Here is a 26,567-nt window from a genome sequence, read left to right on the forward strand (position 1 = left end):
ACGTTTTATCCTGATGTTTTCCAAATATAAAAAAAATCCCCATCAACTTTCGCTTATGAGGATCATATATTTATTAAAACTGTAATTATGCGTTTGCAGTCACTGCTTCTTTGTTAATTTTTCCTATCAATCCAGCTAATACTTTTCCGGGACCAACTTCTGTAAAAAAAGTGGCGCCATCAACAATCATTTGTTGTACGGATTGTGTCCATTTTACTGGAGCTGTCAATTGTGTAATCAGGTTTTTCTTAATCTCAGCGGGGTCAGAAACAGCAGTTGCCGTTACGTTTTGATACACTGGGCAAATAGGAGTAGAGAAGGTAGTTGCTTCAATAGCTGCGGCCAGTTCTTCTCTTGCCGGCTCCATCATTGGGGAATGAAATGCGCCACCAACAGGTAATAACAAAGCTCTTTTTGCGCCAGCGGCTTTCATCGCTTCACAGGCTTTTTCTACTGCGGTGGTTTCTCCTGAAATCACTAATTGTCCCGGGCAGTTATAATTGGCAGCGACCACGATTCCGTCAATCGAAGCGCAAACTTCTTCCACGATGTTGTCTGCTAATCCTAAAACCGCCGCCATAGTCGAAGGTTTTATTTCGCAGGCTTTTTGCATCGCCAAAGCACGTTGGGAAACCAATCGCAATCCATCTTCAAATGATAAAGCACCATTCGCCACCAATGCTGAAAATTCTCCCAAAGAATGCCCCGCCACCATTTCTGGTTTGAAATCTTCCAAAGTTTTAGCTAAAATCACCGAATGTAAAAAAACCGCCGGCTGTGTGACTTTGGTTTCTTTCAATTCCTCGGCCGTACCTTCAAACATGATATCTGTGATGCGAAAACCTAATATGTCATTGGCTTTCTCGAATAATTCCTTTGCTAATGGGGAGTTTTCATATAAGTCTTTGCCCATTCCTGTGAATTGTGCGCCTTGACCTGGAAATACGTATGCTTTCATAAAATTTTGTTTAAAGTTTAAGGTTTCAAGTTCTCAATATGAAGAGAAATTAAACCGACTGCAAAAATAGTATTTTTTTTAGGAGCACCAACTTTTGTTGGTCTTATGAGCATTCCTCCTGCTGTACGCTGCAATCTCTGCGAGGATTTCCGCTTCCATCAGGGCTAAAAAGAAACTGATTGGGATTTCAACAAACAAAAAAAGCGCTGTATTTCCACAACGCTTTTCTTTTCAAAATAATATTTATTTTTTATTCTCGTAATATGATAAGGCTCCCGATGGACATTTTTTTACCGTATCAATAATTTTCTCTGTCGAAGAACCTTCAATTTTAATCCAAGGTTTTTCTCTAGGCTGAAACACTTCCGGATTATTGCGTACGCAGTTGCCTGAGTGAATGCATTTTCCTGATTGCCATACCACGGTAACTTCACCATTGGTATATTCTTTTTTAATGTCTTTAGGATCCATAATTATAATTTGGTGTTAATGGTTATATTTCCTTTCAAAATTTTAGAAACGGGGCATTTATTTGCAATTATCAGTAATCGTTCTTTTTGTTCTGTAGTAATTTCTGTTGAGAAAGTAATACTTCTGGAGATGGTAGTTGTCAATTCATCCCCAGTTTCTTGTGTAGCATTTAATGTAATATTGATTTCGGGGATCACCCAGCCTTTCCGGTCAATATACATGCGCAAGGTCGACAAAGTGCAGCCTGCAAGAGAGGCGAGGAACATTGAGTATGGATCTGGACCAAGATCATTTCCATCTATACTTTTCGGTTCATCCATAATAAGCGAACCGTTTCTCCATGAAATGGTACATAAATATTTTTGTAATCCAATATGACCGGTGATGTCTTGTTCTAATAAATTTGTCATAATTTAATTTTAAATAATTAGTCGGTTCCGCGCTGATTACAAGACGTCTCTGAATTCGGGTGTTTTATCAAACACACTTTTGGCAAACGGACATAAAGGAAGAATGGAGATGCCTTTTTCTCGAGCAAATTCGACTGCTTTTTCTACCATCTTTTTTCCAAAACCCTTTCCGTTATTGCCCGGGTTTACTTCGGTATGATCAATGATGATTTTATTTTCGCCAGCAAAAACAAACGTCATTTTTGCTTCGATTTTATCCTCAATCATTACATAAAAGTATCCTTTTTTATCGTTGTATTCTAATTCAACCATTTCAGTGGTAATTATATTTTGTTATTGTTGCATTGGGATTTCCATCAATAAAAATTCCGCATCTGAAGTCGCTTTAATATCCAAAGAATTCGTGTCCCAAATCCCAAAACCATCTCGAGTCTCTAATTCTTGTCCGTTTATAGTTATAGTACCTGAAAGGATAAAGGCATAAACGCCATTTCCTTCTTTTTTAAAATTGTAAGGTACTGAAAAGTCTTTGTCAAATTTACCCAAATGAAACCAAGCATCCTGATGAATCCAAACACCGGCATCGTCTGCATTTGGTGAAAGAATTTGTTGCAATTTGTTTTTTCGGTCTTCAGGGTTTAAAGTGATTTGCTGGTAACGGGGTTCCACATTTTGTTGGTTTGGATAAACCCAAATTTGCAATAATTTTGTTCTTTGATCCGCATTCGGATTGAACTCAGAATGTTTTACTCCAGTCCCGGCGCTCATGACTTGAATATCGCCACTTTTAATGGTCTCGGTATTGCCCATGCTGTCTTTGTGCGCTAAATCGCCCTCAAGAGGAATGGTGATAATTTCCATGTTATCGTGCGGATGTGTTCCAAAACCCATTCCGGCTGCAATAGTGTCATCATTTAGAACACGAAGTGCGCCAAACTGAACTCTTTCAGGGTTGTACCAATTGGCGAAACTAAAACTATGATAAGCATTCAACCAACCGTGATCAGCATGACCACGTGTATTTGCTTTATGTATGATTGTATTTTCCATAATGTAATAAATTTAGTAATTATTATGATACAAATTTACAATCATTGAACGGAGTTGGCACTTAATGTAGATTAAGAAGTTAGTTTTCAGTTTTCAGTCGCAGTATTCAGTCATCCTGCAAACTGCAACTGTACTTATTCATTTTCACACTGCTACTGAAAACTGCGACTGAATACTACTTCTTAAGTAACCGACTTTTCATCTTGCTAAAGAATTCGGGTGTTACGCCAATATAAGAAGCAATTTGTTTTTGCGGTACTTTTTGAATTAGGCTAGGATATCTTTTGCAAAATTTTTCAAAGCGCTCTTCTGCTGATAAACTTAAATTATCCATCAATCGTTCTTGGTTGGCTACCAATGAATTTTCGGTTAGAATTCTAAAAAAGCGTTCTAGTTTTGGAATTTCTATATAAAGTTGTTCTTGATTTTCTTTTGAAAGCATAACGACTTCGGCATCTTCTAAAACTTCAATAAAAAGATTGCCGGGTTTTTGCGAAATTAAGCTGTACATATCACCAATCCACCAACCTCCGCAGGCAAAGTTTAAAACATGCTCTACAATGTTGTCATTAATATTGAAACTTCTCAAAATTCCAGAGTTTACAAAATAAGAATGTTTGCAAACTTGTCCTGAATTTAACAAAAGACTTTTAGCTTTAAAATGATGCTTTTCAATTTTAGACAAAAAAAGCTGCTCTTCTGCTGGAGTAAGAGTTACATGCTTGGTAATATTTTGAAGAATCAAAGACAACTTTGTTATTTTTTCTTTTCCTCAGGAAGTAATTTAAATTCTGAAACTACAAAACGGTTGTCTTTTATTTCACCGACCACTGCTGCTTTTCTAACAGCTGCACAAAAGCCGTCGTTCGCATGGGCATCACCATGAGAATCGATGGAAGTACCGTCTACAAAATAACTTTTTCCATCAATACGAACTGCTAATTCACATCCTTTTCCTTCCATTCCAAATTGACATTGTCCGCAAGCAGCGTCGACAATTTGGGTTTTAGATTGGTCTTTTTTGTCTTGCGCACTTATTATTGCTGTAACAAATAAAAATGTGGCTACTATTAATTTTTTCATGATTATGGATTTACTTTTACTAAGGTAGCTGTTTTTTTTGCTTTTTCGACTATTTCTTCAATTGGCGTTTCTAAAGTATCATTGACTAAAACTACGCCCATTCTTCTAAATGGTCTAGCTGTTGGTTTGCCAAAGATTCTGAAGTCCGTTTTTGGTAAAGCGGCAATGTTTTCTATTCCAGTATAACTAGGATTTGTGGAGTTTTCCGAGGCTAAAATTACAGCACTCGCTCCGGCTTTTTCTAATGTAATTTCGAAGATTGGTAAACTCAAAATGGCTCGTAAATGCAATTCGAATTCATTGAAATTTTGTGTCCCGGCTAATGTTACCATTCCTGTATCGTGCGGACGAGGCGATAATTCCGAGAAATAAACGCCGTCATCCGTCAAGAAAAATTCTACGCCAAAAAGTCCTGCGCCACCCAGAGCTTCAGTTACTTTTTCGGCCATGTCTTGTGCTTCGTATAAATCGGCATCTGAAATTCTGGCGGGTTGCCAGCTTTCCTGGTAATCGCCACGTTCTTGTCTATGACCAATAGGAGCGCAAAATAAAGTTGGGTTGTTGTTTTGAACAACGGTCAATAAGGTGATTTCCGAATTGAATTTGACAAAGGCTTCTACAATTACTTCCACCACATCGCCACGGGAACCTTCCACGGCATACTTCCATGCTTTTTCAATATCGGCTTCGGTTTTTATCGTAGATTGTCCTTTTCCTGAGGAACTCATTAAGGGTTTTACAACACATGGCATTCCCACGGCTTCAACTCCTTTTCGTAATTCATCGGCAGTGGTGGCGTATCGATAAACGGCCGTTTTTAGACCCAATTCTTTGGCAGCCAAATCACGGATTGCTTTTCTATTCATCGTAAAGTTTGCCGCTTTTGCAGAGGGAACCACGGTAATGCCTTGCTTTTCGTAATCATAAAAACGTTCGGTGCGAATGGCTTCTATTTCAGGGACAATAAAATCAGGTTTGTGTTTGGCTACAATACGATCTAAAGCTTCTCCATCAAGCATGTTGATGACTTCAAAATCATGAGCCACTTGCATGGCAGGCGCATTTTCGTAACTATCGACCGCGATTACTATTTGTCCGATGCGTTGTGCGGCGATTACAAATTCTTTTCCTAATTCGCCTGAGCCTAGTAAGAGTATTTTCATGTTTTTTGTTTTTTTTGTAGGGACAGGTCGCGACCTATCCGTACACGCGACCTGTCCGTACAATCAATTGTTCGTGCACGGAATCTTTTTTCAGCGTAAGGGATAGAGGCGATATCCTCGTAGTGAAACGGAGAGATAAAGCCGAAAGCCCGACCTATGCTGTAACGATAGTGAAAGCATGGTTACGCCCAAATCATTTTATAAACAAAAATAGTTTAAAATCTAAAGTGTGAAACTTTAAACTTTAAACTATTTTAAACTTTAAACTAAATATTTTTATGCTACTGCTTCTTTAATTCTTCTTAATGCTTCTTTTAGTAATTCTTCGCTCGTGGCATAAGAAAAACGGATGCAATCTGGGTTTCCAAATGCGTCACCTGTTACGGTTGCTACGTTAGCTTCGCCCAAGAGGTACATCGAGAAGTCATTGGCATCTTTGATGAAAGTTCCTTTTAATGTTTTTCCGAAGAAAGAAGATACGTCTGGAAATACGTAAAAAGCACCTTCAGGAACATTGATTTTTATACCGGGAATATCTTTCAATAAACCAACCACTAAATCTCTACGGCTATGAAAAGCGTCAACCATATATTTTAAAACACTTGGATCAGCATCTACAGCCGTAATGGTAGCACGTTGTGCAATACTGTTAGCTCCGCTAGTTACTTGGCCTTGAATTTTGGTACAAGCTTTAGCGATAAATTCCGGTGCGCCAATGTATCCAATTCTCCATCCTGTCATGGCAAATGCTTTTGCAACACCGTTTACAGTAATAGTTCTTTCCAACATTCCTGGAATTGAAGCGATACTGCAAAAATTTCCAGAGAAATTGATATGCTCATAGATTTCATCGGCAACCACGTAAACATTTGGATATTTCTCCAATACTTTAGCTAAAGCGGTCAATTCTTCTCTATTGTACACAGAACCACTTGGATTACAAGGCGTGCTGAACCACATCATTTTTGTTTTTGGAGTGATGGCAGCTTCTAATTGTTCTGGTGTGATTTTGAAATCACTTTCTATAGATGTAGGAACTTCTACGGGAACTCCACCTGATAATTTTACAATTTCGAAATAACTAACCCAGTAAGGAGCCGGTAAAATTACTTCGTCACCATCGTTTAGCATTACTTGTGCAATGTTGTATAAGGATTGTTTTGCTCCAGTTGAAACTACAATTTGGGATGGTTTGTATTCTAAATCATTGTCTCTTTTGAATTTTCTACAGATTGCTTCTTTTAATTCGGCATAACCTTCCACTGGAGAATACGTGCTATAGTTTTCATCGATGGCGCGTTTAGCCGCTTCTTTAATGAAATCAGGCGTATTAAAATCCGGCTCACCTAAACTTAAACTGATAATGTCTTTTCCTTGTGCTTTTAATTCTCTGGCCAAAGCAGCCATTGCTAATGTTTGCGATGTCGATAAGTTGTTAATTCTATCTGAAAGTGGATTCATTGTAATAGGTTGTAGTTAGTTTTTTATTTTATTTATTCTATTGTAGAGAGGTACTGCAATGCGTTTTTACCGAACAATTACGCGCTTATAGCTGGTTTTTGTCCTAACTCTTTCAAATGTTTGAAATGAGCAACAACGGCGCTTCGCATTGTTTTATATTCGTAATAAGGCAAGTTGCATTCTTGAGCAGTTTCCTTTACAATTTTTGCAATTTTACCGTAGTGAACATGACTTATATTTGGAAAAATATGATGTTCTATTTGGTGATTTAATCCGCCGGTGTACCAGTTTACGATTGCGTTTTTTGGAGCAAAATTTGTTGTGGTGAACAATTGGTGAATAGCCCAAGTATTATCCATTTCGCCTAATTCATTTGGAGACGGATTAGTTGTTTCGTCCACAACGTGCGCTAATTGGAATACAATGCTTAAAATTAAACCAGCGGTGTAATGCATGATAAAAAATCCAATAAGAACTTTCCACCATGTAATTCCAATAACTATTGGTAAAACAATCCAAATAGAAATGTAAATTATTTTAGTAATGATTAATGTGGTCCAAAGTACTTTCGGACTTTTTAATTCTCCGTACGATAATTTCCTTTTTATATAATTACGCATCTGTTTAAAATCGGTGGTGATAGCCCAATTGAAAGTTAGCAATCCATATAAAAATACAGAGTAATATTGTTGGAAACGGTGGAAGTTATGCCATTTTGCGTCTTTTGTAAAACGAATAACACGTCCTGCGTCTAAGTCCTCATCGTGACCCGGAATGTTGGTATAGGTATGGTGCAAAACGTTATGTTGTACTTGCCAGTTGTGAACATTTCCTGCCAAAACATAGATAGTTCCGCCCATGAATTTATTAACCCAGTTTTTGTTAGAATAGGAACCATGATTACCATCATGCATCACATTCATTCCCACTCCAGCCATACCTATACCCATGACAATTGTCAATAATAAGTGCGCCCAAAAAGGCATATCAAGGGTTAGGATAAGAAAATAGGGTGCTAAAAAAACAGTGATCAGAATAATGGTTTTCAAATGAAGTTTCCAATTCCCTGTTTTTGAGATGTTGTTTTCCTTAAAGTAGTTGTTAACCCGTGAGTTAAGTGTTCTAAAAAACTTTAGATTGTCTTGCTTTGCAAAAGTAGGAGCGGTCTGGTTCATATAAATTTTAAATAATTCCCAAAGATAAATATTATAAATTTCAACTCTGCAAAATTGAGTTAAATATTTCAGACTTAAAAATAGTACTTTTGTTAAAAAAATTGAACGATGGACGAGATTCTTAAGTATTTTCCTAATTTAACTGATATTCAAAAAGAGCAATTCGAAAAATTGAATGTTCTTTACCACGATTGGAACGAAAAAATCAATGTCATTTCTAGAAAAGATATTGACTCTTTGTACACCAAACATATTTTACATTCTTTGGGAATTGCCAAAATTATAAAATTCGAACCTGGAACGTACGTTCTTGATGTGGGAACAGGCGGAGGATTTCCTGGAATTCCTTTGGCGATTCTTTTCCCTGAAACACGTTTTCATTTGATTGATATTATAGCCAAAAAAATTAAAGTGGTTCAGGCTGTTGCCGAAGGGTTAGAGTTGAAAAATGTAAAAGCGGAACAATTACGCGCCGAATTGGTGAAAGGCGATTTCGATTTTATCGTGAGTCGCGCGGTAACAAATATGCCTGATTTTGTTTCTTGGGTGAAAGACAAAATCAAAAAGAAAAATAAGCACGAACTGAAAAATGGTATTCTGTATCTAAAAGGCGGTGATTTAACCGAAGAATTGAAAGATTTCCCGAAAGCGACAGAATATAATTTATCTGACTTTTTTGAAGATGAATTCTTTGAAACTAAGAAAGTCGTGCATGTACCGCTGAAGTTTACGAGTTAGGTCATTACGATGAACGAAGCAATCGCATTTGTTACTCTCATCATGCGATTGCTTCGTTCATCGCAATGAAAATAAAAAAACAAACCCCACAAGAATCGAGTTCTAGTGGGGTTTGTTATTTATAAAGTTTTTAAGGCTTTCGACTTTTGACTTTCTAACTTTAAGACTAATTTTACTCTCCTAAATACGGATATCTATAATCAGTTGGCGTAATGAAAGTTTCTTTAATAGTTCTTGGCGAAGCCCAACGCAATAAGTTCAATGCAGAACCTGCTTTGTCATTCGTTCCTGAGGCTCTTGCGCCACCAAAAGGCTGCATTCCAACTATGGCTCCTGTAGGTTTATCATTGATGTAGAAGTTTCCAGCTGCATTTTGCAATTTGGTAGTCGCTTGTTCAATAGCATAACGGTCTGTACTAAAAACGGCACCGGTTAAAGCATATTCTGAAGTGGTGTCTACTAATTCCAAGGTTTCTTCCCATTTGTCGTCTTCGTAAACGAAAATCGTCATTACAGGTCCGAATAATTCGGTTTCCATCGTAGAATAATGTGGATTTGTCGTAACGATAATGGTTGGTTCAACAAAGTAACCAACAGATTTGTCATAATTTCCTCCAACGATAATTTCAGCATCAGCATCTTTTTTGGCTTGGTCAATAAAACTAGCCAATTTATCGAAAGAACCTTCGTGAATAACTGCCGTGATAAAGTTTCCAAAATCTTCCGGAGAACCCATTTTCATCGATTTGGTATCGGTGATTAATTGTTCTTTTATTGCTGGCCACAAACTTTTAGGAACATACGATCTTGAAGCTGCAGAACATTTTTGACCTTGATATTCAAAAGCACCACGAACAATCCCTGTTGCCACTTGTTTTGGATTCGAACTTGGATGCGCGATGATAAAATCTTTTCCTCCCGTTTCTCCAACAATTCTTGGGTAGGTTTTGTAATGGTGGATGTTGGTTCCAATTTTTGCCCAGATATCTTTAAACACATGAGTTGAACCTGTAAAGTGAATTCCTGCAAAGTCACGACTGGCCAAAACAGTGTCAGTAATCATTAAAGCATCTCCAAAAACTACGTTGATAACGCCATCAGGAACTCCTGCTTCTTTAAATACTTCAATAATGATTTGTGCAGAGAAAACTTGACTGTCACTTGGTTTCCAGATTACAACATTCCCCATCATTGCAGCACTTGCAGGAAGATTTCCGGCAATAGCGGTAAAGTTAAATGGAGTAATCGCGTATACAAAACCTTCAAGAGGTCTGTACTCTAAACGGTTCCACATATCCGAATTGGATTTTGGCTGGTCATTGTAAATTTGCGTCATAAATTCTACGTTGAAACGTAAAAAATCGATCAATTCACAGGAAGCATCAATTTCGGCTTGATGGATATTTTTTGATTGCGCAATCATTGTTGCAGCATTTATTCTTGCTCTGTATGGACCTGCAATCAATTCAGCTGCTTTTAGGAAAATAGCGGCACGTTGTTCCCAAGCCATATTTGCCCACGCCGTTTTTGATTCTAATGCATTTGCAATTGCTTTTTCAACATGAGCTTTTTCGGCTAAATGATAGGTTCCTACGATGTGCTTGTGATCGTGAGGAGCGGTCATGTTTTTAGTGTTTCCAGTTCTAATTTCTTCGCTTCCAATATATAATGGCACATCGATTTTAGAATTCCACATTTTTGTGTAAGCTGCTTGAACAGCTGCTTTTTCTGGTGAATTTGGCGCGTATCCTTTTACTGGTTCGTTTACCGCTTTTGGTACATGAAAAAATCCTTTTAACATATTTGTAAAATTATAAAATTAGAAATCCTTGTAGTGTGTTTTTTAAATAATGCACAAAAGTACGAAGGATTGTTTAAAGAAATGACATTTAATGCTGTAAACTAAAAGCACTAGATTTAGATGGTAGTGTTTTAGCCAAGATAGAAATGGAAAGCTTTTTGTGGTCTCGTTATATTTTTTCTTGTGAAATAAGAGCGACTTTAGAAGCTCCTTATTTTACTTAGAAAAAAATAAATGAGGCGACGAAAACTTGAAATGGATAGCTGGATTAGCTTCTAAAGAAACTGAAAAAATCCTAATTTAAAGCGAAAGGAGCGCACAGTCTAAAAGTAGGCACGATCACTTTGAAGTTTTTTGTGGTGGTAAAATTGATCATGTTGAAATAACCTTTCATCGCGCCATAAGGCGATGACAGCAAACAACCTGAACTGTAAGTGTGAAATTCGCCAGGTTTTAGCACTGGTTTTTTACCAATTATACCTTCGCCATCTACGATTTCTGAATCATTTAGGGAGTCGAAAATTTCCCAATGACGAGAAATTAATTGAACGGAATCTTTACTGTGGTTTTCGATTGTAATTTGATAACTAAAGGCAAAATGAATCTTATAGTTCTTGAAGTAGGTGCCTTCAAAACTAGTCAATACTGATATTTTTATGCCTCTTGTTATTTGAGAAACCATAATAAATAAATGATTTAGGTGCTTAATACTGACAAATTTACAAAAATTTGATTTCGTATTGTCAATTTTAGAAAAGTTTTTTTTAGTTGATGATGTTTAACGAATTAGCGACTCCTTTCCCAATTACTCGATCATAGCGATCATTGTTTTTGCGGTAATAAACGATTATGGAATATTCATTTTCTGTTTGATAGAAATTTCCGTCAATTGCATTTTCATCGTCAATAATTCCTTTGTTGTCTGCAACTGTATATTTGAAATTTGTAAATCCTTGTTTTATTAAAATGGCTTTTTCATAGATTCCTTTTTGGGCATTGTAATCCATTTTATATTCGGGTGTCAGGTTGTAATTGTTGAACATGCCGGTAATATATATGTCTTTGCTCAGCCTGAAAGTTGGTGCCGAAAGACTAAAATAAACCCAAGCATAGTCAGCCTCAATTTCATTATTGGCGGCATTTAGATTCTTAACAACAAAATTTCCGTTGATATCTTCTGTTACGGAATAAGGGAAATTAGTTCGGGCATTATTGGTGTATAAATACGAACTGTAGATTTCATTATTTGAATTTACTCGGGCAACATTATTATTGGCAGCTCTAATATCTTTGTTTTCAAAATACCAGAACTCATTTCCTGCCCAAAATTGGGTTTCAGCATCATATTTGTAAATTAAATCGTTGGCAATGGTGTATTGCGGAACGATATTTTTAATAGCATTATTGAATTGTCCGTTTTGAAGTAAGACTACTTTTATGTTTTTCAACGGATTTTGAAATGTAATCGTATTTGATTTTACCGCAAATTCCAAGTTGTGTTTAAAATCTAAATTGCTGACCGTGCGCGCTCTTTTTACCTGAATAGGAACGGTTGCCACATCTTCATAAAAGATGAATTTTCTAGAGAAAACAACTTCTTTTTCTTCATTTAAAACTTTCAGTATATAATTTCCGCTAATTAATAATTGAGTAACTTGATTAGGAATTGACAGTTTGTAATGCGAATAGATTTGTAAAGTGTTGAATGAATTAGTGTAATCTGAAATTCTTTGATTGTCAAAACCTTTTAAGTATTCGCTTTTAGGAATTTCCGAATGCTTCCAGTTATAATCGCAATGGGTAATTTCATAATAATAGTTGGCCTCGTTACCAAAAAGATCATCAAATTGTAATTGAAATCCTTCTCCTAGTTTAAAAATCGGAATTACATTTTGATTGCTTTGCGTAAAAGAAACTGTTTTTATATTATAAGGTGACGCTATTTCTTTTTCTACTTGCGCGAAAGTGCAATAGAATGAAAAAAGCAGGAATAACGAAAATATTTTGAGAGCGGTTTTTGTCATCTTATTATAGCACTTAAATAATGTAAATATAGTGATTAGGATTCATTTTAATTAGACCGACTTTCTACGCGAAATAAAAATTTTTATTTGTGAGTAATTTCTGTTAAATATTTCATAATAATCGATTGTATGCAAAGTTATCTGTTTAGTTTTGAATAAAAATAAACCAAACTTTATGAAACAACTTAGTAAGTTAGCTTTAGGGATGTTGCTCATTCCCGCAGCGATTTTCGCACAGGAAATTGATTACTCAAAAACAATTCCTTTTGATTCCAGTGTAAAAACCGGAAAACTTAAAAATGGATTAACCTATTACATCAAGAAAAATGCCAAACCTGAGAATAAAGTCGATTTGAGACTTATTATCAATGCCGGTTCAATTCTAGAAAATGACGATCAACAAGGATTGGCTCACTTTATGGAGCACATGAGTTTTAATGGGACGAAGCGTTTTCCAAAAAACAAATTGGTTGATTATTTACAAAGTATTGGTGTGAAATTCGGGCAACATTTAAATGCTTACACAAGTTTTGATGAAACGGTTTATTTTCTTCCAATACCGTCAGACAGTCCGGAAAAATTAGAAAATGGTTTTAATATCATTGAAGATTGGGCTTTTAATGCCAACTTGACTCCTGAAGAAATTGATAAAGAAAGAGGTGTTGTTCTTGAAGAATACCGTTTGGGTTTAGGGGCTCAAAAAAGAATGATGGGACGTTATTTGCCAAAAATGATGTACAATTCACATTACGCAGATCGTTTGCCAATTGGTAAAAAAGAAATCTTAGAGAACTTTAAATACGACAAAATTGTAAGTTTTTATAAAGACTGGTACCGACCAGATTTAATGAGTGTTATTGTTGTTGGCGATATTGATGTGGCCGAAATGGAGAAAAAAGTGATTGCTCACTTTTCAAACTATCAAAATCCGAAAAATGAAAAACCCAGAAAAACTTTTGAGGTACCCAATCATAAAGAGACTTTCGTAGCAATTGAAAGCGATAAAGAGGCGACAAGCGCACAAGTACAGTTAGTGTATAAAGATTCTGGCTTGCCAAAACCGGTAGTTACTTTGAAAGATTTTAAAGATGATTTGGTTGAAGGATTGTTCACCACCATGTTAAACAATAGATTGAATGAATTGACAAATGCTGCAATACCTCCTTTTATTTATGGATATTCCTATCATGGGGGAACTTATGCTAGAAATAAAAAAGCGTATCAATCTATTGCAATGTCACAAGAAGACAAGCAAATAAGTGCTTTGAAGGTGTTAGTTACTGAGAATGAAAGAGCGAAAAAATTTGGATTTACCCAAGGAGAATTAGATCGATCAAAAGCAGAGTTTATCGCCACTATCGAAAAATCGTTCAATGATAGAAGCAAAACAAATTCTGAAAATTTTGTAGCGGAATATCAGGCTAATTTCTTAGAAAAACAGCCTACTCCAGGAATTGAATGGACATTTGCTACCATGAAACAACTTTTGCCTACAATTGGGTTAAATGATGTTAATGGCTATATTAAGGAATATATCAAAGATGATAATCGCGTTATTGTTTTAACAGGGCCGGAAAAAGCGGGACTTAAAAAACCTTCAGAGCAAGACGTTTTGAATGCATTGAAAGTGAATGTTGATGAAATTAAACCTTATGAAGATGTGGCTGTGGCCAAGGGTCTTATAAGACAAGATATTGTTTCTGGAACTATCGTTAAACGTGAGAACAATGATAAAATTGGGACAAAAACGTTATTTTTATCTAATGGAGCAAAAGTTACTTATAAAAATACCGACTTTAAAAATGATGAGATTCTTTTTGAAGCAGTAAGTTTCGGTGGAAGCAATTTGTATTCAAATGATGAAATGAAAAAAGTTCAATTTGCTAATGGAGCCTTGGCAGAAGCCGGATTCTCAGGATTAAAATTGAATGATATCAATAAATTTATGACGGGTAAAATTGCACGAGTAAGTCCATATATTGGTAGTGCTACCGAAGGTTTAAGAGGGAATGCCACTCCCAAGGATTTAGAGTATTTGTTCCAAATGACGTATGCGTACTTCACGGATTTAAACTATGATCCTGAAGCTTTTGAAGGCTTTAAACAAAAGCAGTCTAGTTTCTTTAAGAATATGGCTTCGCAACCACAAAACTATTTTCAACAAGAGTTTTATACTTATCTGAATAAAGAAAATCCAAGATTCAACGGAATTATGCCGACGGATCAGTCGTGGGCTGCAACAGATTACAAGTTAGCCTACACTAAATACAAAGAGCGTTTTGCCAACGCTGCTGATTTTGAGTTTTATTTCGTTGGAAACATTGACGATAAAATTATGGAAGCATATGCCGTAAAATATTTAGCATCTTTGGCTACTACTAATAAAAAAGAGAAAGCAGTAGATTTAGGATATAGAATGTTGAAAGGAGATTTGAAAAAAGTGGTTAATAAAGGAACAGATCCTAAAAGTAATGTAACTATTATGTATTATGGAGATGCAAAATATTCTGCTAAAGATGCCATGAGTATGCAAGCTTTAGGTGAAGTTTTGACAATAAAACTAATTGAACAATTACGTGAAAATGAAAGTGGCGTTTATGGTGTTTCGGCACGAGGAAGTTTAAATAAAATTCCAAATGGATCCTACAACTTTTCAATTGGGTTTCCATGTGGACCAGATAATGCTGAAAAATTGACAGCTTCTGCTTTAAAAGAACTTCAAAACATTATTGATAAGGGACCAGATGAAAAAGATGTGGCTAAATTTAAAGAAGGGGAGCTGGCTGATTTCAGAAAAGATAGTAAAGAAAATAGATATTGGTTGTCTAATTTTACTAAATCCTATACGAATGGAAGCAGCGCTGAAGAAGTTTTGAAATTTGAAGAAACGGTCAATTCGGTAACGGCTAAGGATATGCAAGATATTGCAAAAAAATACCTTACAAAAGATAAAGTAATTGGAATACTAATGCCGGAAAAAAAATAAATCAATTTAATTATAAACTAAAAACCTGCTAAAATTAACTTTAGCAGGTTTTTTTTATGGTAGAAATTATAGTAGGACGATTCGCTGTAATTATTAACAATAACAGACTTTAAATACAAACACATTGGAGTTAAAGTAATTATTAATTAACACCGCACTTACATTAACTTGTTGCAAGAAAGACGACAGCAAACCACAAAACCCAATAGACCAATTACCTCCTGCTACACAAATTGGCGCAAATACTGCTGGATGCTTGTTAGATGGAAAAGCCTTTTTACCAAAGGGCTATTTACCTACAGGTAATTTAGTTTGTAATTATATTGATGGAAAAGATTTCACTGTTAACCTCGCTCAAAAACTAAATAATCAAACAATATTAATAGGCATTATAAGCAATAATCAAAGTTTAGTTGTTGGTGTTTCAGCCCCTTAAATAATCGGACACAATTATAAATAGAAATCTATAATTTTGTACGATGGAAAAGAGAAAATTTACCAAAGAAGAGAAGCTAAAGATCATAAAGGAAGCTTCAGAACAAGGTGTTAAACCTACATTAGAGAAATATTCGGTATTTCCTGCGAGTTATTACTCATGGAAGAAGAAGATGGATACTATGGGCGAAGAGGGCTTCGCACATGGAATGACCCCCGCGCAGCTTAAACGAATCAGAGAACTGGAAAAAGAAAACAAGCTACTCAAAGAAATTGTTATTCAAAAAGAGCTTGAAGGCAAGTTAAAAGACGAATTGCTAAAAAAGAAATTCGCCTTGGAGAAAAAAAGGAACTCGTGAGAGGCTACATTTTTCAGGGCTTGAAGAAAGAAGTAGCATTTCAAATTTCAGCAATAACCAAGCACCAGTATTATTATCAAAACAAGCGGACTAATCAAGGAAGAAGTCCTTCTACGACGACTTTTTACACTGACAAGTACGGGCAAAAATTTGAAGTTTCAAATGATGTGATTATTGAAGAAATAAAGCAAGCTCATCAAGATCTCGACACAGATTATGGTCATCGGAAAATGGAAACTAGATTACAACTGATGGGTTACGATATTAATCATAAGAAAGTATATCGATTGATGAAAGGCGCACAATTATTGAAGGAACAACATCAAAAGCCTAGTAAAACCAGGGTAAAATACCGTAAGGTTTTTCCAAGTCAGCCCTTTGAAGTTTTGGAAATGGACATTAAATTTGTGTGGGTCGAGGAGTATAAAATGCATAGCTATGTGCTAACAACTATTGACACTTTTACCAGACTTGTTTTGCATTGGACGGTTGCCTATTCCATCAAAAAAGAAGATGTTAAAAGGGCATGGGAACATATTATAATAAATCATTTACAACCAAATAATTGCCTAGAAAAAGGGATTCATATTGAGGTTCGCAATGATAATGACAGTCGATTTTCGGCAAAAATGATTCAAAATTTCTTCAAAGATAACTACCTGAATCAAGTCTTTACACATCCATATACCCCACAGGAAAATGGACATATTGAGAGTTTTCATGCTATTTTAGCAAAAAAACTAAGACCTTTTCATTTTTGGACAATCGATGAATTGGAAGGTGTTTTGACCATTTTTTATGAGAAATACAATAATGAACGTCTACATTCCTCAGTTTGTAATTTACCTCCAAATATCTTTTTAGAATGCTGGAATAAAGGGCTAATCGAACAAAAAAGAGATGAAATAAAACGAAAAATAACATTCAAACTCAAAATCCCATACCAACAAATATCGGGCAATACGAGTCTGAAGTGCAGTTCCTTGCAAAATTTAGAGATTCCGCCTTTTTTTGTGGGTGAACTAAATTTTAGTGAAATCGAAATGACCAGGCCTGAAACATTTCTACAAACATCGGTGTAAAACTCGCCTTCGTTTGTTCCTTGCAAGACAAAGATATTGACTAATTGCGTATGTTTGTAAAACTTAAAATGTTAAAGTCCGATTATTAGGGGGCTAAACCATTGGTCAAACGTACATTTTAAAAGAATATGGAGCAAATTCTCAATTTGGGGAATATAATATATATCAAAATATTGGAGATTTGCGATATAAAACAACTTCAACAATCACAGGCGAACTAAAAATAACCAATCATAATTTTAATAAAGCAATACCGTCTGGTACTTTCTGGTTTGATGCAATAAACTCTGAAGGGGAAAAATACAAGTACGCGATGGTCGATTTGATAGGGAATATTAAAAATTAATTATAAAAAGTAAGATTGGCAAAAAGATAATTTTACAAAGATCAAATTAAACAACACCTCACATTTATATAATTTAAAAAATCATTAAGATCAAATAGTTGCAATAAAATTAACTAAAAATTAACACGTAAAAAGTATATATATTTTATTTTTAACAAAAACTTAACCAATGAAAAACCTACTATTTTTATTCGCAACAGTTCTTATATTAAGTTGTTGCTCTACAGATGACAACAAACCGAAAAAGCCAATAGACCAACTACCTCCTGCTACACAAACAGGTGCAAATACTGCTGGTTGTTTAATAAATGGTGAAGCATTTTTACCAAAAGGAACTGGAATAATATTAAATTGTTTATATCAAGACGGATTGAATTTTGGATTAAGAATTACTGAAAATATGAATGATACTTCAAGATCAATTTATATCTCAACTTTAAATCAAAATTTAGAAATAGGTAAAATATACGACTTACAGGAATATAATTCTAAATGGGGGCAGTTTGTTGTATTTACGGGAGGTATCGGTAAAGATGATTACAGAACAACCTTAACAATCACTGGCGAACTAAAAATCACTAATCATAATTTTAGCAAAGCAATACTATCGGGAACATTTTGGTTTGATGCTGTAAACTCAAAAGGAGAAAAAATTCAAGTTCGTGAAGGTCGCTTTGATATGGAATATTAAAACTAATTATAAAAAAGTAAGATTGGCAAAAAGACAGTCTTACCAAAATCAAATTGAACAATATCTCATCTTTATTTAATTTAAAAAACAAATTTATGAAAAAAATTACATTCCTCCTTTTTGCTTTTTTATTTTCTATATTTTCAAATGCGCAACAAGACATCAATACGACTTTTGCAACACAAATGAACACTGTATTTGGATCGCTGGACAAAACCAAAATACCACACGGTATTCTGCTCGATTATGGTATGGAGTTTACCAATGTACCTGCTTACAATGGTACACTTACAGATAGTACGTATTCAGACAAATCTAGTTAAAATCAAATTTATAACACATTACTTTCTAGCAGAGTACGAGAAGTAAGTACGGCCTGGATAACTCCTACAGAATATGACAACAGATGGAACGGCAATAGATCAATAGGTGTTATCGCCTTGAGTGGGCTGTATTTTAAGTACGCTCAATTTGCAGATAATGCCCTTACGACTAATAAGATTATGTTGTCCAACAATAAATTTTATGACAAGGTAATCAACGGAGTATGGCAAAATCCATATCAAGAGTTGCAAACTTTTGCAATGGCAGCGCCCATCAAGCAATATGATGAATTGACTATGCAAGTAAAAATTCCTTCCAATATATTTATCTCTAATTATCAAAACCTAATAACAAGCATACAAATAGATTTTGATAATGGACAGGGATACGTAACAGTGACGTATAACCAAAACATTACGGTTAATTATACCACATACGGGACAAAAATTTGGAAATACAAACTGAATCTCAGTAATGGTACAGCTTTGTATAACCAATCAAGGATGAAAATAGGCAAAAATCAGGTAAATGGACAAACAGGACCTCCAGTTCCTCCACCCTGCCAAACCTGTAGAATTTCTCCAACAGAAAGCCCAATAAGTATAACAGCTGCAATTCCTTATCTAGGCGGATTAGGAACTGTAAAGCTGACGATTGATTATGCTGGGGATCCTAGTCAGGGACTTAAGAGACCGCTAATTGTAGCCGAAGGATTTGATCTTGGTGTAGTTTTGAATCCTGAAAAAGCATATGGGAATAATACCTATTCTGGAACATTTCAACCAAGTCTTCTTGAAAGCGGAGTTGAATTAAAAAATCTACTTTACGAAGACTACAAACAATACGACATTGTCTATGTAGATTGGAATAATGGCGTAGATTATATGCAACGTAATGCTTATGCCCTTGAGGCGGTCATAAAATACGTGAATGACCGTAAAGTTTTGAGCGGGAGTACCACTAAAAATGTAGTTTTAGGACAAAGTATGGGTGGTGTTATTGCTCGTTATGCCCTTGCAGATATGGAGCAGCGAGGCGAAAATCATCAAACCAGTCTGTTTATATCACACGATGCACCGCAACAAGGGGCTAATATTCCGATTTCTTTTCAGTATATGTTTCGTCACCTTAAAAGTCAGTATGTAAAATCTCCTTTACTATTGTATGGTGGTGAAGTTTATCTTCCCATGAATACAGATACCCAACCTGTTTCTTCTTATTTGTCTATTCTCGACGCTCCAGCTTCTAAACAATTAATCGGCAATTTTGTAAATTCTAATTACGCAATAGACAATTGGGAAAACACCTCATTCTATGATGAATTAAAAGGAAAAGGGCTTGCAAATAGTGGTGGCTATCCGTTACAATGCAGGAATATCGCGATCAGTAATGGTAGCGAATGCGGTACAACTCAAAACTTTAATCCAGGTGATGACTTGGTCAATATTCAATTAAACAAAGGATTGTCTTTTTGGGGTGATTTATTCAGTTTGATTTACAATCCTTTAGGAGGATATATTGGTGGAACATTTGTAGATTCTGATCTTTATGGGGTAGCAGTTTTAGGACTATTCCCTGGGCACTCAAAATACAATGTCGATTTTAAAGCTAAATCATTATATGATACTTCCGGTAACGAGATTTACAAAGGACGTATGTCATATACCAAGAAAATTCTTTGGGTTTTAAATGTCACGGTTGATATTACTAATGTAACAAAAAACCAACCTTTGGGAATTTTACCTTTTGATACTTATGGAGGTGGCTATTTTGATACAAATACTCTAGCTGGAACTGTTAATAGCCCAAATCTAATTATAAAAGATCGTTTTGGTTTTATTCCAACAGCAAGTGCTCTAGATATTGGTAAAAGAAACATAACCTTAATAGATGAAGACTACAAAAAATCATATGTTGGGGCAATACCACTTGTTTCTCCCAAAAATAGTCCGTTTGCCAATTTCGTCACAGATTTTGATATAGTAAACCCAAACGCACACAACAAACAACACATTTCATTTAATCCCAGAAATGGAAAATGGCTAGCATCTGAACTAAACGCATTGAGCAATCCGTATACTAATCCAGAATTAGCAAATTGTTCCTTTATGTGTTCAGGAAATTCAGCATCACAAATCACTGGAAACGATGCCGTTTGTGGGACGAGTGTTTTTTCAGTTCCAAGCGGTGCTGATTCATATAATTGGTCTATAACCGAAGGTGGGTATCTTGCTAATTTAACGGGTAACAACACGTCGACTGTAACCCTAACAATTAATAATGGAAGTGGTTACGTAACTCTGCAAGTAATATATGGTAATGCTATTTGTGGTGGCATTACAATAACTAAAAGAATTTGGGTAGGTGCGCCACAAATTACAGGACTAATTTGTCCAAATCAATCTACAATATGTAGTGGCACTTTTTGCCAGCAAGAACTAGGGTTGCCTTCTTTTGATTTAACAAATAATGTTGAGGCAAGTGTTATCGGTATGACTGATTTAGAAATTGGAGAAAAAACAAATTGGGAATGGGAAAGAATTAATGCAAACATTGTAATTGCTCAAGACACTAGGGGAAATGAAATTTATATAGCTCCTAATTATATTGGACAAACAGGTGTTAGAGTTCGAGCTAAAAATAATTGTGGGTGGAGCGAATGGAGTGAGTTGTATTTTGAAGTTGTCGATTGTAGCAATAATTTAATGAGACTATCAGAAGACGAAAAAACATTTTTGGTTTATCCAAATCCTTCAAATGAAAAAGTAAACATAGACTTAAGAGATGCAAATAATCTTCCGGAAAAGAATGCTAAGATTTCAGGAGAATTATTTGATATTATGGGAAAATCAAAAGCCAAAATTCAAATTAAAGATAATAGAGCTTCATTTTTTGTTAGTGGTTTAAATAAGGGAGTTTATGTTTTAAAAATTTATATAAATGGTAAAATAGAAAGCCATCAAATTGGAGTTAAATAAACCAATTTATTTATAAACTAAAAACCTGCTAAAGTTGAATTCAGCAGGTTTTTTTATGGTGAATTATTTAAAACAAACCGGGATAATTTCCCCTTTGGCCAAGCAATATTTTTCTACTAATTCGGGTGCAATTTTAGTGGTATACTCTTCTTCGATTACTTTAAAACCAATACTTCGTAATTTATCAAAATAATCGCGTCCATAAATCCGAACATGATCATATTGTCCGAAGATTTTGGCGCGTTCTTTTTGATCTGTGATTGTATCATCAGCAAAAGTAGTCGCTCTGGATAAATCTTGCGGAATTTGTAAAATGGCCATTCCGCCAGGTTTCAAAACTCGATATAATTCTTGCATCGCTTTGGTATCATCCGGAATGTGTTCTAAAACGTGATTACAAAGAATAACGTCATATTGATTGTCCTCGAAAGGCAAATCACATATATCCGCTTTTACATCGGCAAGAGGTGAAAATAAATCGGTTGTGGTATAATCCAGATTTTTTTGGTTTCTGAATAATTTATAGAAAGCTTGTTCCGGCGCAAAATGCAACACTTTTAATACTGAATTTATATCAGCATCTCGCAATTTAATTCGGTTTGAACTTGAATTAGGAGAACCTGAAATGAGTTCAGGTTTAAAAAAATCAGTTTGTTCATTCAAATACAACCACAATAAACGGTGTCTTTCCAGAGAAAGTGTACTTGGTGAAAGTACGTTGTTCCGTTGTGTTTCATATCCATAAGGCAACATCGATTTGAAATTTTTCCCATCAATAGGATCAGTGAATTTATCGCCTTTTAAAGTAAATGCGATGATAGGACGTGCCACATAACTCAATCTGATTAATAGTGGGCGAGGGATGGTATTAAGTATAAGTTTGAAAAGTTTTTTCACGATTTGGAAGTAAATTTAAACACGAATTTCACGAATTTTCACAAATTAATAAAAAATGAAAAACATGGATTTTATTAATTTTTGATTGTTGTTAAAGAATTATTCTGCGATATTTTAGGCTGTCTTCTCCAAAATTAACCAATAATCCTAGTTTATTTTGTGAAGCTGCCAGATAATTTAAAGTTTGTTTTATTTCACTACTAGTTAGACTTTGAATTGCTTTTAATTCCAAAATAATTTCATCAAAAATAATGAAATCTGCAAAATAATAGCTCGGTAATATGGTGTCTTTGTATGCTATATTGTATTTCGATTCTCTATTATAAGGAATTTCATTTTTCTTTAATTCGTATTCTAAAGCATCGCCGTAAACAATTTCACTATGTCCTTTTCCAAGAATTTTATGCACTTCCATGCAAAGTCCAATAATCTTAAAAGCTTCTTCTTTTAAATAAAGATCGTCCATACAATTGAATACTTTAGTTTGTTATACCGGGGTTCATTTAAAAAATAATTTGTGGAAATTGGTGAAATTCGTGTTATATCTTAAGAGGCATACTTCGAAATTCATCTTCTTCAGTACTCACAATTCCCAACGCTTTATACACGTATGCAAAAGTCGATAAAATCTCTGGTTTACCATCAATTATAGCAACATCATGCTCAAAATGGGCACTTGGTTTTCCATCGGCTGTGGTGATTGTCCAACCGTCTTTGTGTTGTTTGATGTTTCTAGTTCCCATGTTAATCATAGGTTCAATAGCTACAACCATTCCTTCTACAAAAAGTTTTCCTCTTCCTTTTTTGCCATAATTAGGCATTTCAGGATCTTCGTGCATTTTTTGCCCCAGTCCATGTCCGACTAATTCGCGAACGACACCATAACCGTGCGCTTCTGTGTATCTTTGAATAGCATTACCAACGTCCTCCACGCGGTTTCCAAGTTTTAATTCTCGGATTCCAACGTACAATGATTCTTTGGTTATTTGTAATAATTTTTTAGTTTCTGGCGCCACTTCACCAATTTCAAAACTATAGGCATGATCGCCGTGGTATCCATTTTTGTAAGCACCACAATCTACCGAGATTACATCGCCACTTTCTAATGGTTTGTTGTTTGGAATTCCATGAACTACTTGAGCATTTGGACTCATGCAAAGTGAATTTGGGAATCCATATAAACCAAGGAAACTCGGTTCGGCTCCGTGGTCACGAATGAATTCTTCCGCTAATTTGTCAAGATATAATGTGGTAACTCCTTCTTTTATTTCAGAAGCAATCATTCCTAATGTTTTCGATACTATTAAGGCACTTTCGCGCATTAATTCTATTTCTTCACGTGATTTTACAATAATCATAGTTCTTATTTTCAGTTTGCAAAAGTACAATTTTATAATTGTTTAATCTGGATTGGCCATAATTTTAAAAAGTTCCGAATTGGATATATAAAATCGGTTCTCCAACGCTATTTTAGAAAGTTGTGCAGTGATTAAATTATTTTCGCGGGTATTGATTAAAAACAAGGAACTTTCGCCAAAAGAAAACAATCTTTCCTCAGAATTCAACATCAACTGATTATCATTCGCCAAACTTTTGATTAACTCCTTTTGTTTCAAAAGCGATTCGATTTCGATTTTCTGAGCATTGATTTTATTGGTCAATTGCACTTTTTCTAAGTCTAATAAAAATTCGGTTTCTTGTACTTTGTATTTTGCTAATTTCAAGCTACCGCGTTCTTTTCGCAGAAACAAAGGGAAATAAAAATCCAATCCAATTTTATAATCCTTGAATTGATAATTGTCAATATAACTGGGTTCAGACAAATAGGAGTAACCCACATCAATTTTTGGTAAAAGCATATTGGCTTTTAATTTCTTTTCCACATTCAGTATGTCAATTTTACTTTGTAGCGCATTTATTTTTGGATGATTCAAGATGGAGAAATCCTGTTGCAACAAATCATTGGTTTTTAAACTTTCCTGAATCGTGAATTCCAATTGCGTTTCGGGAATCAGTTCATCGGATATTTCGAGCGGAATGTTGTTTTCCAACCAAAGAAAATTAGAAAGCTCTAATTTGGCTTTAGCCAATTTCAGATTAGCATCTTCCAAGTTCAAAATTCTATTTTTCACAATAATTCCGGCTTCAATACTATCAATTGCCGGTTTGTCCCCTTGACTGATTAACGATTGAATTCCTTTAAACCGAATTTGTGAATTACGATTGTATTCTTCATACAATTGCACTTCATTGAAGTTTTTCTTCCAATTAAAGTACGCTAGCGATGCGTCATACAAAACGGCAATTGCTTGCAGTTTCCTTTCGGATTGGCTTAATTGCATTTGCATTTTTGCTTTTCGAACATCCGCCATTCTTTGATTGATAAACAATCCCTGTCCAAGCGGAATGGTTATGCCTAGCGATGTTAGTCCTTGATTAGGAACTGTGTTTTCTGGATTTAAATAAATTCCTTCATTGTTGTCAAAACCCGCTTTAATCTCAATTCCATACCAAGTGGGTATTTTGAAACTGCTGTTTAAAATCGAATAATATTCCTTGTCTTTGAATTGTTTTTTGCTGAAATCTACTTCGATTTTTGGATCAAATCCTCCGCGGGCCATCATCAAATTAGCTTGAGCTTTGTTGATTTCCAAGTTGGCATTTTTTACTAATGGATGGTATTTTTTCACATAACCCAGAAACTCATTGTAGGTGAGTTCTTTTGGTTTGTTTTCTTGTCCAAAAACAGAAAATCCAAACAGTATGAAAACTATAAATAGCTGTTTCATTATTTTTTTTCTTTAACGGTTTTGCTTGTTTGTTTATAATAATTGGGAGGGAATCCGTTTAATGTTCTCCATATTTCAAACCAGATTGGAACCGTATCAAGTAAAGCGATCGTTTGTGCTCCTGAACCTATGCTGATTTGTTTAGGCCATTTGTCCTCGTTTTTGTCTGGAGCGATTAAGACTCTGTATTTCCCGTTTTCACTGATGAAATTTTCTATGGCAACAACTTCACCTCCAAAAGTTCCGTATGACATATCAGGCCAGCCAGAAAAGACAATTGTAGGCCAGCCATCAAACCAAACCCTTACTTTTTCGCCTTTTTGAATCAATGGTAAATCAATAGGATTTACATAGGTTTCAACAGCAATATCGTATTGAGATGGCATGATGGTCGCAATAGCAGTTCCTTCTTTTATGGTTTCTCCAATACCGGATTGTAAAGCTCTATTTATGTATCCGTTTTGCGCCGCTTTGATGTAATACATTCCGTTACGAATACTGTAATTTGCATACTGATTCTCCAGTTTATCCACTTGTGCTTCCGTATCGAATTTATTGCTCAAAGCCGTGAATTGATCACTTTGTGCTTTTGAAACTTTTTCAGAATATTCCGCAACAATTCTATTTGTTTCTACTTTAGAATTGATATATTCATTTTTACTGCTCAATAATTTGTTTTCCTGTGTTATAATTTTCGCCTCAACTTCTTGAAGTTTTAGTCTTTTGTCTTCCACATCAGTAAGTGGTTTTAATCCTTCTTTATTGAGTTGTAGAGAGCGATTATACTGCGTGTTGGCAATTTTTATTTGTGTTTTTACTGCCACTAAATCCATACTGTCGCTTTTTATTTTTAAAAGCGATTGTTTAATTTTATTTTTTGCTTGTTCTAATTTTAATTCCTTTTCGTTTTCAATGGATTGAATTTGAGTAGAAAGGGTATTTACTTTAGAGTTGTATGACTGTACGGATTGTTTTTTTGCATTGACTTGATTTTTAGTGTTTTTCACTAGATTTGGATCCATGTATTCTTCTTTTATTTCTGAAATAAAAAGAATTGTATCTCCTTTGTTGACAAAATCCCCCTCCTGAACATACCATTTTTCTATTCTTCCCGATATTACACTTTGGATGGATTGTGGCCTTTGGTTGGGTTTTAAAGTGGTTACAGCTCCTGTGCCCGAAACATTTTGTGTCCATGGTAAGAAAAGTATAACGATTCCCACTATTGAAACTCCTGCAATAATCTTATTTAAAATTTTATAATGAGGCCTGTTTTCTAAATTTTTCACCGTTGCATATCGATTTAGTGACTGCAATTTTGTTTTGTTATCAGATATGTTTAGCAT

General features: G+C 35.0%; 27 protein-coding genes. 9 read left to right on the plus strand and 18 right to left on the minus strand.

The genetic code is table 11. From position 1 onward, the window contains the following. Window positions 1–85 precede the first annotated feature (85 nt). The 10 genes from fabD to H4V97_RS12490 all read right to left on the minus strand — a co-directional run bounded on the left by fabD (window position 86) and on the right by H4V97_RS12490 (window position 7,771). On the minus strand, window positions 86–958 hold the full coding sequence (gene fabD, locus H4V97_RS12445) for an ACP S-malonyltransferase (RefSeq protein WP_209549866.1): 873 nt from the start codon (window positions 956–958) through the stop codon (window positions 86–88). Between the two features lie 243 nt (window positions 959–1,201). Further along, the gene (locus H4V97_RS12450; RefSeq protein ID WP_196849751.1) at window positions 1,202–1,429 is read right to left on the minus strand and encodes a (4Fe-4S)-binding protein; all 228 of its coding nucleotides are present in this window, start codon (window positions 1,427–1,429) and stop codon (window positions 1,202–1,204) included. 2 nt (window positions 1,430–1,431) lie between these two features. Continuing rightward, window positions 1,432–1,839 (minus strand): OsmC family protein, encoded by a 408-nt coding sequence (locus H4V97_RS12455; RefSeq protein ID WP_196849752.1) that lies wholly within the window; start codon window positions 1,837–1,839, stop codon window positions 1,432–1,434. Between the two features lie 36 nt (window positions 1,840–1,875). After that, the gene (locus H4V97_RS12460) at window positions 1,876–2,151 is read right to left on the minus strand and encodes a GNAT family N-acetyltransferase (protein ID WP_196849753.1); all 276 of its coding nucleotides are present in this window, start codon (window positions 2,149–2,151) and stop codon (window positions 1,876–1,878) included. Between the two features lie 21 nt (window positions 2,152–2,172). Beyond that, complete coding sequence (locus tag H4V97_RS12465; RefSeq protein WP_196849754.1) at window positions 2,173–2,889, minus strand: pirin family protein; 717 nt, start codon at window positions 2,887–2,889, stop codon at window positions 2,173–2,175. 175 nt (window positions 2,890–3,064) lie between these two features. Next, on the minus strand, window positions 3,065–3,640 hold the full coding sequence (locus H4V97_RS12470) for a Crp/Fnr family transcriptional regulator (RefSeq protein ID WP_209549867.1): 576 nt from the start codon (window positions 3,638–3,640) through the stop codon (window positions 3,065–3,067). 5 nt (window positions 3,641–3,645) lie between these two features. Then, window positions 3,646–3,972 (minus strand): DUF6370 family protein, encoded by a 327-nt coding sequence (locus H4V97_RS12475; protein ID WP_209549868.1) that lies wholly within the window; start codon window positions 3,970–3,972, stop codon window positions 3,646–3,648. Window positions 3,973–3,974: 2 nt separating this feature from the next. After that, complete coding sequence (gene purT / locus H4V97_RS12480; protein ID WP_209549869.1) at window positions 3,975–5,135, minus strand: formate-dependent phosphoribosylglycinamide formyltransferase; 1,161 nt, start codon at window positions 5,133–5,135, stop codon at window positions 3,975–3,977. Between the two features lie 276 nt (window positions 5,136–5,411). Then, a complete protein-coding gene (locus tag H4V97_RS12485; protein WP_209549870.1) occupies window positions 5,412–6,596 on the minus strand; it encodes a pyridoxal phosphate-dependent aminotransferase in 1,185 nt (394 codons plus the stop codon). 77 nt (window positions 6,597–6,673) lie between these two features. Then, a complete protein-coding gene (locus H4V97_RS12490; RefSeq protein ID WP_196849759.1) occupies window positions 6,674–7,771 on the minus strand; it encodes a fatty acid desaturase family protein in 1,098 nt (365 codons plus the stop codon). Window positions 7,772–7,879: 108 nt separating this feature from the next. Here H4V97_RS12490 and rsmG point away from each other — a divergent pair, with 108 nt between their 5' ends. Then, complete coding sequence (rsmG, locus tag H4V97_RS12495; RefSeq protein WP_209549871.1) at window positions 7,880–8,509, plus strand: 16S rRNA (guanine(527)-N(7))-methyltransferase RsmG; 630 nt, start codon at window positions 7,880–7,882, stop codon at window positions 8,507–8,509. Window positions 8,510–8,681: 172 nt separating this feature from the next. On the opposite strand, the gene pruA is transcribed toward rsmG, so the two are convergent. The 3 genes from pruA to H4V97_RS12510 all read right to left on the minus strand — a co-directional run bounded on the left by pruA (window position 8,682) and on the right by H4V97_RS12510 (window position 12,334). Further along, a complete protein-coding gene (gene pruA / locus H4V97_RS12500; RefSeq protein WP_209549872.1) occupies window positions 8,682–10,310 on the minus strand; it encodes an L-glutamate gamma-semialdehyde dehydrogenase in 1,629 nt (542 codons plus the stop codon). 295 nt (window positions 10,311–10,605) lie between these two features. Continuing rightward, window positions 10,606–10,992: a Co2+/Mg2+ efflux protein ApaG gene (gene apaG, locus H4V97_RS12505; protein WP_196849762.1), complete on the minus strand. Its 387-nt coding sequence runs from the start codon at window positions 10,990–10,992 to the stop codon at window positions 10,606–10,608. Between the two features lie 82 nt (window positions 10,993–11,074). Beyond that, window positions 11,075–12,334, minus strand: a complete 1,260-nt coding sequence (locus tag H4V97_RS12510) for a DUF5103 domain-containing protein (protein ID WP_209549873.1) — start codon at window positions 12,332–12,334, stop codon at window positions 11,075–11,077. Window positions 12,335–12,509: 175 nt separating this feature from the next. On the opposite strand from H4V97_RS12510, the gene H4V97_RS12515 reads away from it, so the two are divergent. The 8 genes from H4V97_RS12515 to H4V97_RS12550 all read left to right on the plus strand — a co-directional run bounded on the left by H4V97_RS12515 (window position 12,510) and on the right by H4V97_RS12550 (window position 21,535). Further along, a complete protein-coding gene (locus tag H4V97_RS12515; protein ID WP_209549874.1) occupies window positions 12,510–15,320 on the plus strand; it encodes a M16 family metallopeptidase in 2,811 nt (936 codons plus the stop codon). Window positions 15,321–15,576: 256 nt separating this feature from the next. Further along, window positions 15,577–15,756: a hypothetical protein gene (locus H4V97_RS12520; RefSeq protein ID WP_209549875.1), complete on the plus strand. Its 180-nt coding sequence runs from the start codon at window positions 15,577–15,579 to the stop codon at window positions 15,754–15,756. 43 nt (window positions 15,757–15,799) lie between these two features. Continuing rightward, window positions 15,800–16,114, plus strand: a complete 315-nt coding sequence (locus tag H4V97_RS12525) for a transposase (RefSeq protein ID WP_196851622.1) — start codon at window positions 15,800–15,802, stop codon at window positions 16,112–16,114. Then, entirely contained in the window at window positions 16,111–17,196 is a 1,086-nt protein-coding gene (locus H4V97_RS12530; protein ID WP_196851621.1) for a DDE-type integrase/transposase/recombinase, read from the plus strand. The genes H4V97_RS12525 and H4V97_RS12530 overlap by 4 nt, the downstream gene beginning before the upstream one ends. Window positions 17,197–17,377: 181 nt before the next feature. Beyond that, window positions 17,378–17,542, plus strand: a complete 165-nt coding sequence (locus tag H4V97_RS12535; protein WP_209549876.1) for a hypothetical protein — start codon at window positions 17,378–17,380, stop codon at window positions 17,540–17,542. 169 nt (window positions 17,543–17,711) lie between these two features. Next, entirely contained in the window at window positions 17,712–18,233 is a 522-nt protein-coding gene (locus tag H4V97_RS12540) for a DUF6252 family protein (RefSeq protein WP_091202687.1), read from the plus strand. Between the two features lie 95 nt (window positions 18,234–18,328). Further along, the gene (locus tag H4V97_RS12545) at window positions 18,329–18,556 is read left to right on the plus strand and encodes a hypothetical protein (RefSeq protein ID WP_196849766.1); all 228 of its coding nucleotides are present in this window, start codon (window positions 18,329–18,331) and stop codon (window positions 18,554–18,556) included. Between the two features lie 180 nt (window positions 18,557–18,736). Continuing rightward, window positions 18,737–21,535, plus strand: coding sequence for a T9SS type A sorting domain-containing protein (locus H4V97_RS12550; protein WP_196849767.1), 2,799 nt, complete (start codon window positions 18,737–18,739; stop codon window positions 21,533–21,535). Between the two features lie 63 nt (window positions 21,536–21,598). Here the strand turns inward: H4V97_RS12550 and H4V97_RS12555 are convergent, their stop codons facing one another. The 5 genes from H4V97_RS12555 to H4V97_RS12575 all read right to left on the minus strand — a co-directional run bounded on the left by H4V97_RS12555 (window position 21,599) and on the right by H4V97_RS12575 (window position 26,567). Beyond that, on the minus strand, window positions 21,599–22,432 hold the full coding sequence (locus H4V97_RS12555) for a class I SAM-dependent methyltransferase (RefSeq protein WP_209549877.1): 834 nt from the start codon (window positions 22,430–22,432) through the stop codon (window positions 21,599–21,601). Window positions 22,433–22,523: 91 nt separating this feature from the next. After that, complete coding sequence (locus H4V97_RS12560; RefSeq protein WP_209549878.1) at window positions 22,524–22,898, minus strand: GxxExxY protein; 375 nt, start codon at window positions 22,896–22,898, stop codon at window positions 22,524–22,526. A 73-nt stretch (window positions 22,899–22,971) separates the two neighbouring features. Further along, window positions 22,972–23,790 carry a type I methionyl aminopeptidase gene (gene map, locus H4V97_RS12565; protein WP_209549879.1) on the minus strand — a complete coding sequence of 273 codons (819 nt, stop codon included), beginning with the start codon at window positions 23,788–23,790 and terminating at the stop codon, window positions 22,972–22,974. 42 nt (window positions 23,791–23,832) lie between these two features. Further along, window positions 23,833–25,221 (minus strand): TolC family protein, encoded by a 1,389-nt coding sequence (locus tag H4V97_RS12570; RefSeq protein ID WP_209549880.1) that lies wholly within the window; start codon window positions 25,219–25,221, stop codon window positions 23,833–23,835. Next, window positions 25,221–26,567 (minus strand): HlyD family secretion protein, encoded by a 1,347-nt coding sequence (locus H4V97_RS12575; protein WP_209549881.1) that lies wholly within the window; start codon window positions 26,565–26,567, stop codon window positions 25,221–25,223. Before H4V97_RS12575 ends, H4V97_RS12570 begins: the two co-directional genes overlap by 1 nt.

The sequence above is a fragment of the Flavobacterium sp. CG_23.5 genome, assembly GCF_017875765.1.
Classification (GTDB): Bacteria; Bacteroidota; Bacteroidia; order Flavobacteriales; family Flavobacteriaceae; genus Flavobacterium.

What these genes read in the sequence shown, in the direction of transcription:
- fabD (WP_209549866.1), bottom strand. Translation starts at nt 958, where the DNA reads ATGAAAGCATACGTATTTCCAGGTCAAGGCGCACAATTCACAGGAATG.
- H4V97_RS12450 (WP_196849751.1), bottom strand. Translation starts at nt 1,429, where the DNA reads ATGGATCCTAAAGACATTAAAAAAGAATATACCAATGGTGAAGTTACC.
- H4V97_RS12455 (WP_196849752.1), bottom strand. Translation starts at nt 1,839, where the DNA reads ATGACAAATTTATTAGAACAAGACATCACCGGTCATATTGGATTACAA.
- H4V97_RS12460 (WP_196849753.1), bottom strand. Translation starts at nt 2,151, where the DNA reads ATGGTTGAATTAGAATACAACGATAAAAAAGGATACTTTTATGTAATG.
- H4V97_RS12465 (WP_196849754.1), bottom strand. Translation starts at nt 2,889, where the DNA reads ATGGAAAATACAATCATACATAAAGCAAATACACGTGGTCATGCTGAT.
- H4V97_RS12475 (WP_209549868.1), bottom strand. Translation starts at nt 3,972, where the DNA reads ATGAAAAAATTAATAGTAGCCACATTTTTATTTGTTACAGCAATAATA.
- purT (WP_209549869.1), bottom strand. Translation starts at nt 5,135, where the DNA reads ATGAAAATACTCTTACTAGGCTCAGGCGAATTAGGAAAAGAATTTGTA.
- H4V97_RS12485 (WP_209549870.1), bottom strand. Translation starts at nt 6,596, where the DNA reads ATGAATCCACTTTCAGATAGAATTAACAACTTATCGACATCGCAAACA.
- H4V97_RS12490 (WP_196849759.1), bottom strand. Translation starts at nt 7,771, where the DNA reads ATGAACCAGACCGCTCCTACTTTTGCAAAGCAAGACAATCTAAAGTTT.
- rsmG (WP_209549871.1), top strand. Translation starts at nt 7,880, where the DNA reads ATGGACGAGATTCTTAAGTATTTTCCTAATTTAACTGATATTCAAAAA.
- pruA (WP_209549872.1), bottom strand. Translation starts at nt 10,310, where the DNA reads ATGTTAAAAGGATTTTTTCATGTACCAAAAGCGGTAAACGAACCAGTA.
- apaG (WP_196849762.1), bottom strand. Translation starts at nt 10,992, where the DNA reads ATGGTTTCTCAAATAACAAGAGGCATAAAAATATCAGTATTGACTAGT.
- H4V97_RS12510 (WP_209549873.1), bottom strand. Translation starts at nt 12,334, where the DNA reads ATGACAAAAACCGCTCTCAAAATATTTTCGTTATTCCTGCTTTTTTCA.
- H4V97_RS12515 (WP_209549874.1), top strand. Translation starts at nt 12,510, where the DNA reads ATGAAACAACTTAGTAAGTTAGCTTTAGGGATGTTGCTCATTCCCGCA.
- H4V97_RS12525 (WP_196851622.1), top strand. Translation starts at nt 15,800, where the DNA reads ATGGAAAAGAGAAAATTTACCAAAGAAGAGAAGCTAAAGATCATAAAG.
- H4V97_RS12540 (WP_091202687.1), top strand. Translation starts at nt 17,712, where the DNA reads ATGAAAAACCTACTATTTTTATTCGCAACAGTTCTTATATTAAGTTGT.
- H4V97_RS12545 (WP_196849766.1), top strand. Translation starts at nt 18,329, where the DNA reads ATGAAAAAAATTACATTCCTCCTTTTTGCTTTTTTATTTTCTATATTT.
- H4V97_RS12550 (WP_196849767.1), top strand. Translation starts at nt 18,737, where the DNA reads ATGTTGTCCAACAATAAATTTTATGACAAGGTAATCAACGGAGTATGG.
- H4V97_RS12560 (WP_209549878.1), bottom strand. Translation starts at nt 22,898, where the DNA reads ATGGACGATCTTTATTTAAAAGAAGAAGCTTTTAAGATTATTGGACTT.
- map (WP_209549879.1), bottom strand. Translation starts at nt 23,790, where the DNA reads ATGATTATTGTAAAATCACGTGAAGAAATAGAATTAATGCGCGAAAGT.
- H4V97_RS12570 (WP_209549880.1), bottom strand. Translation starts at nt 25,221, where the DNA reads ATGAAACAGCTATTTATAGTTTTCATACTGTTTGGATTTTCTGTTTTT.
- H4V97_RS12575 (WP_209549881.1), bottom strand. Translation starts at nt 26,567, where the DNA reads ATGCTAAACATATCTGATAACAAAACAAAATTGCAGTCACTAAATCGA.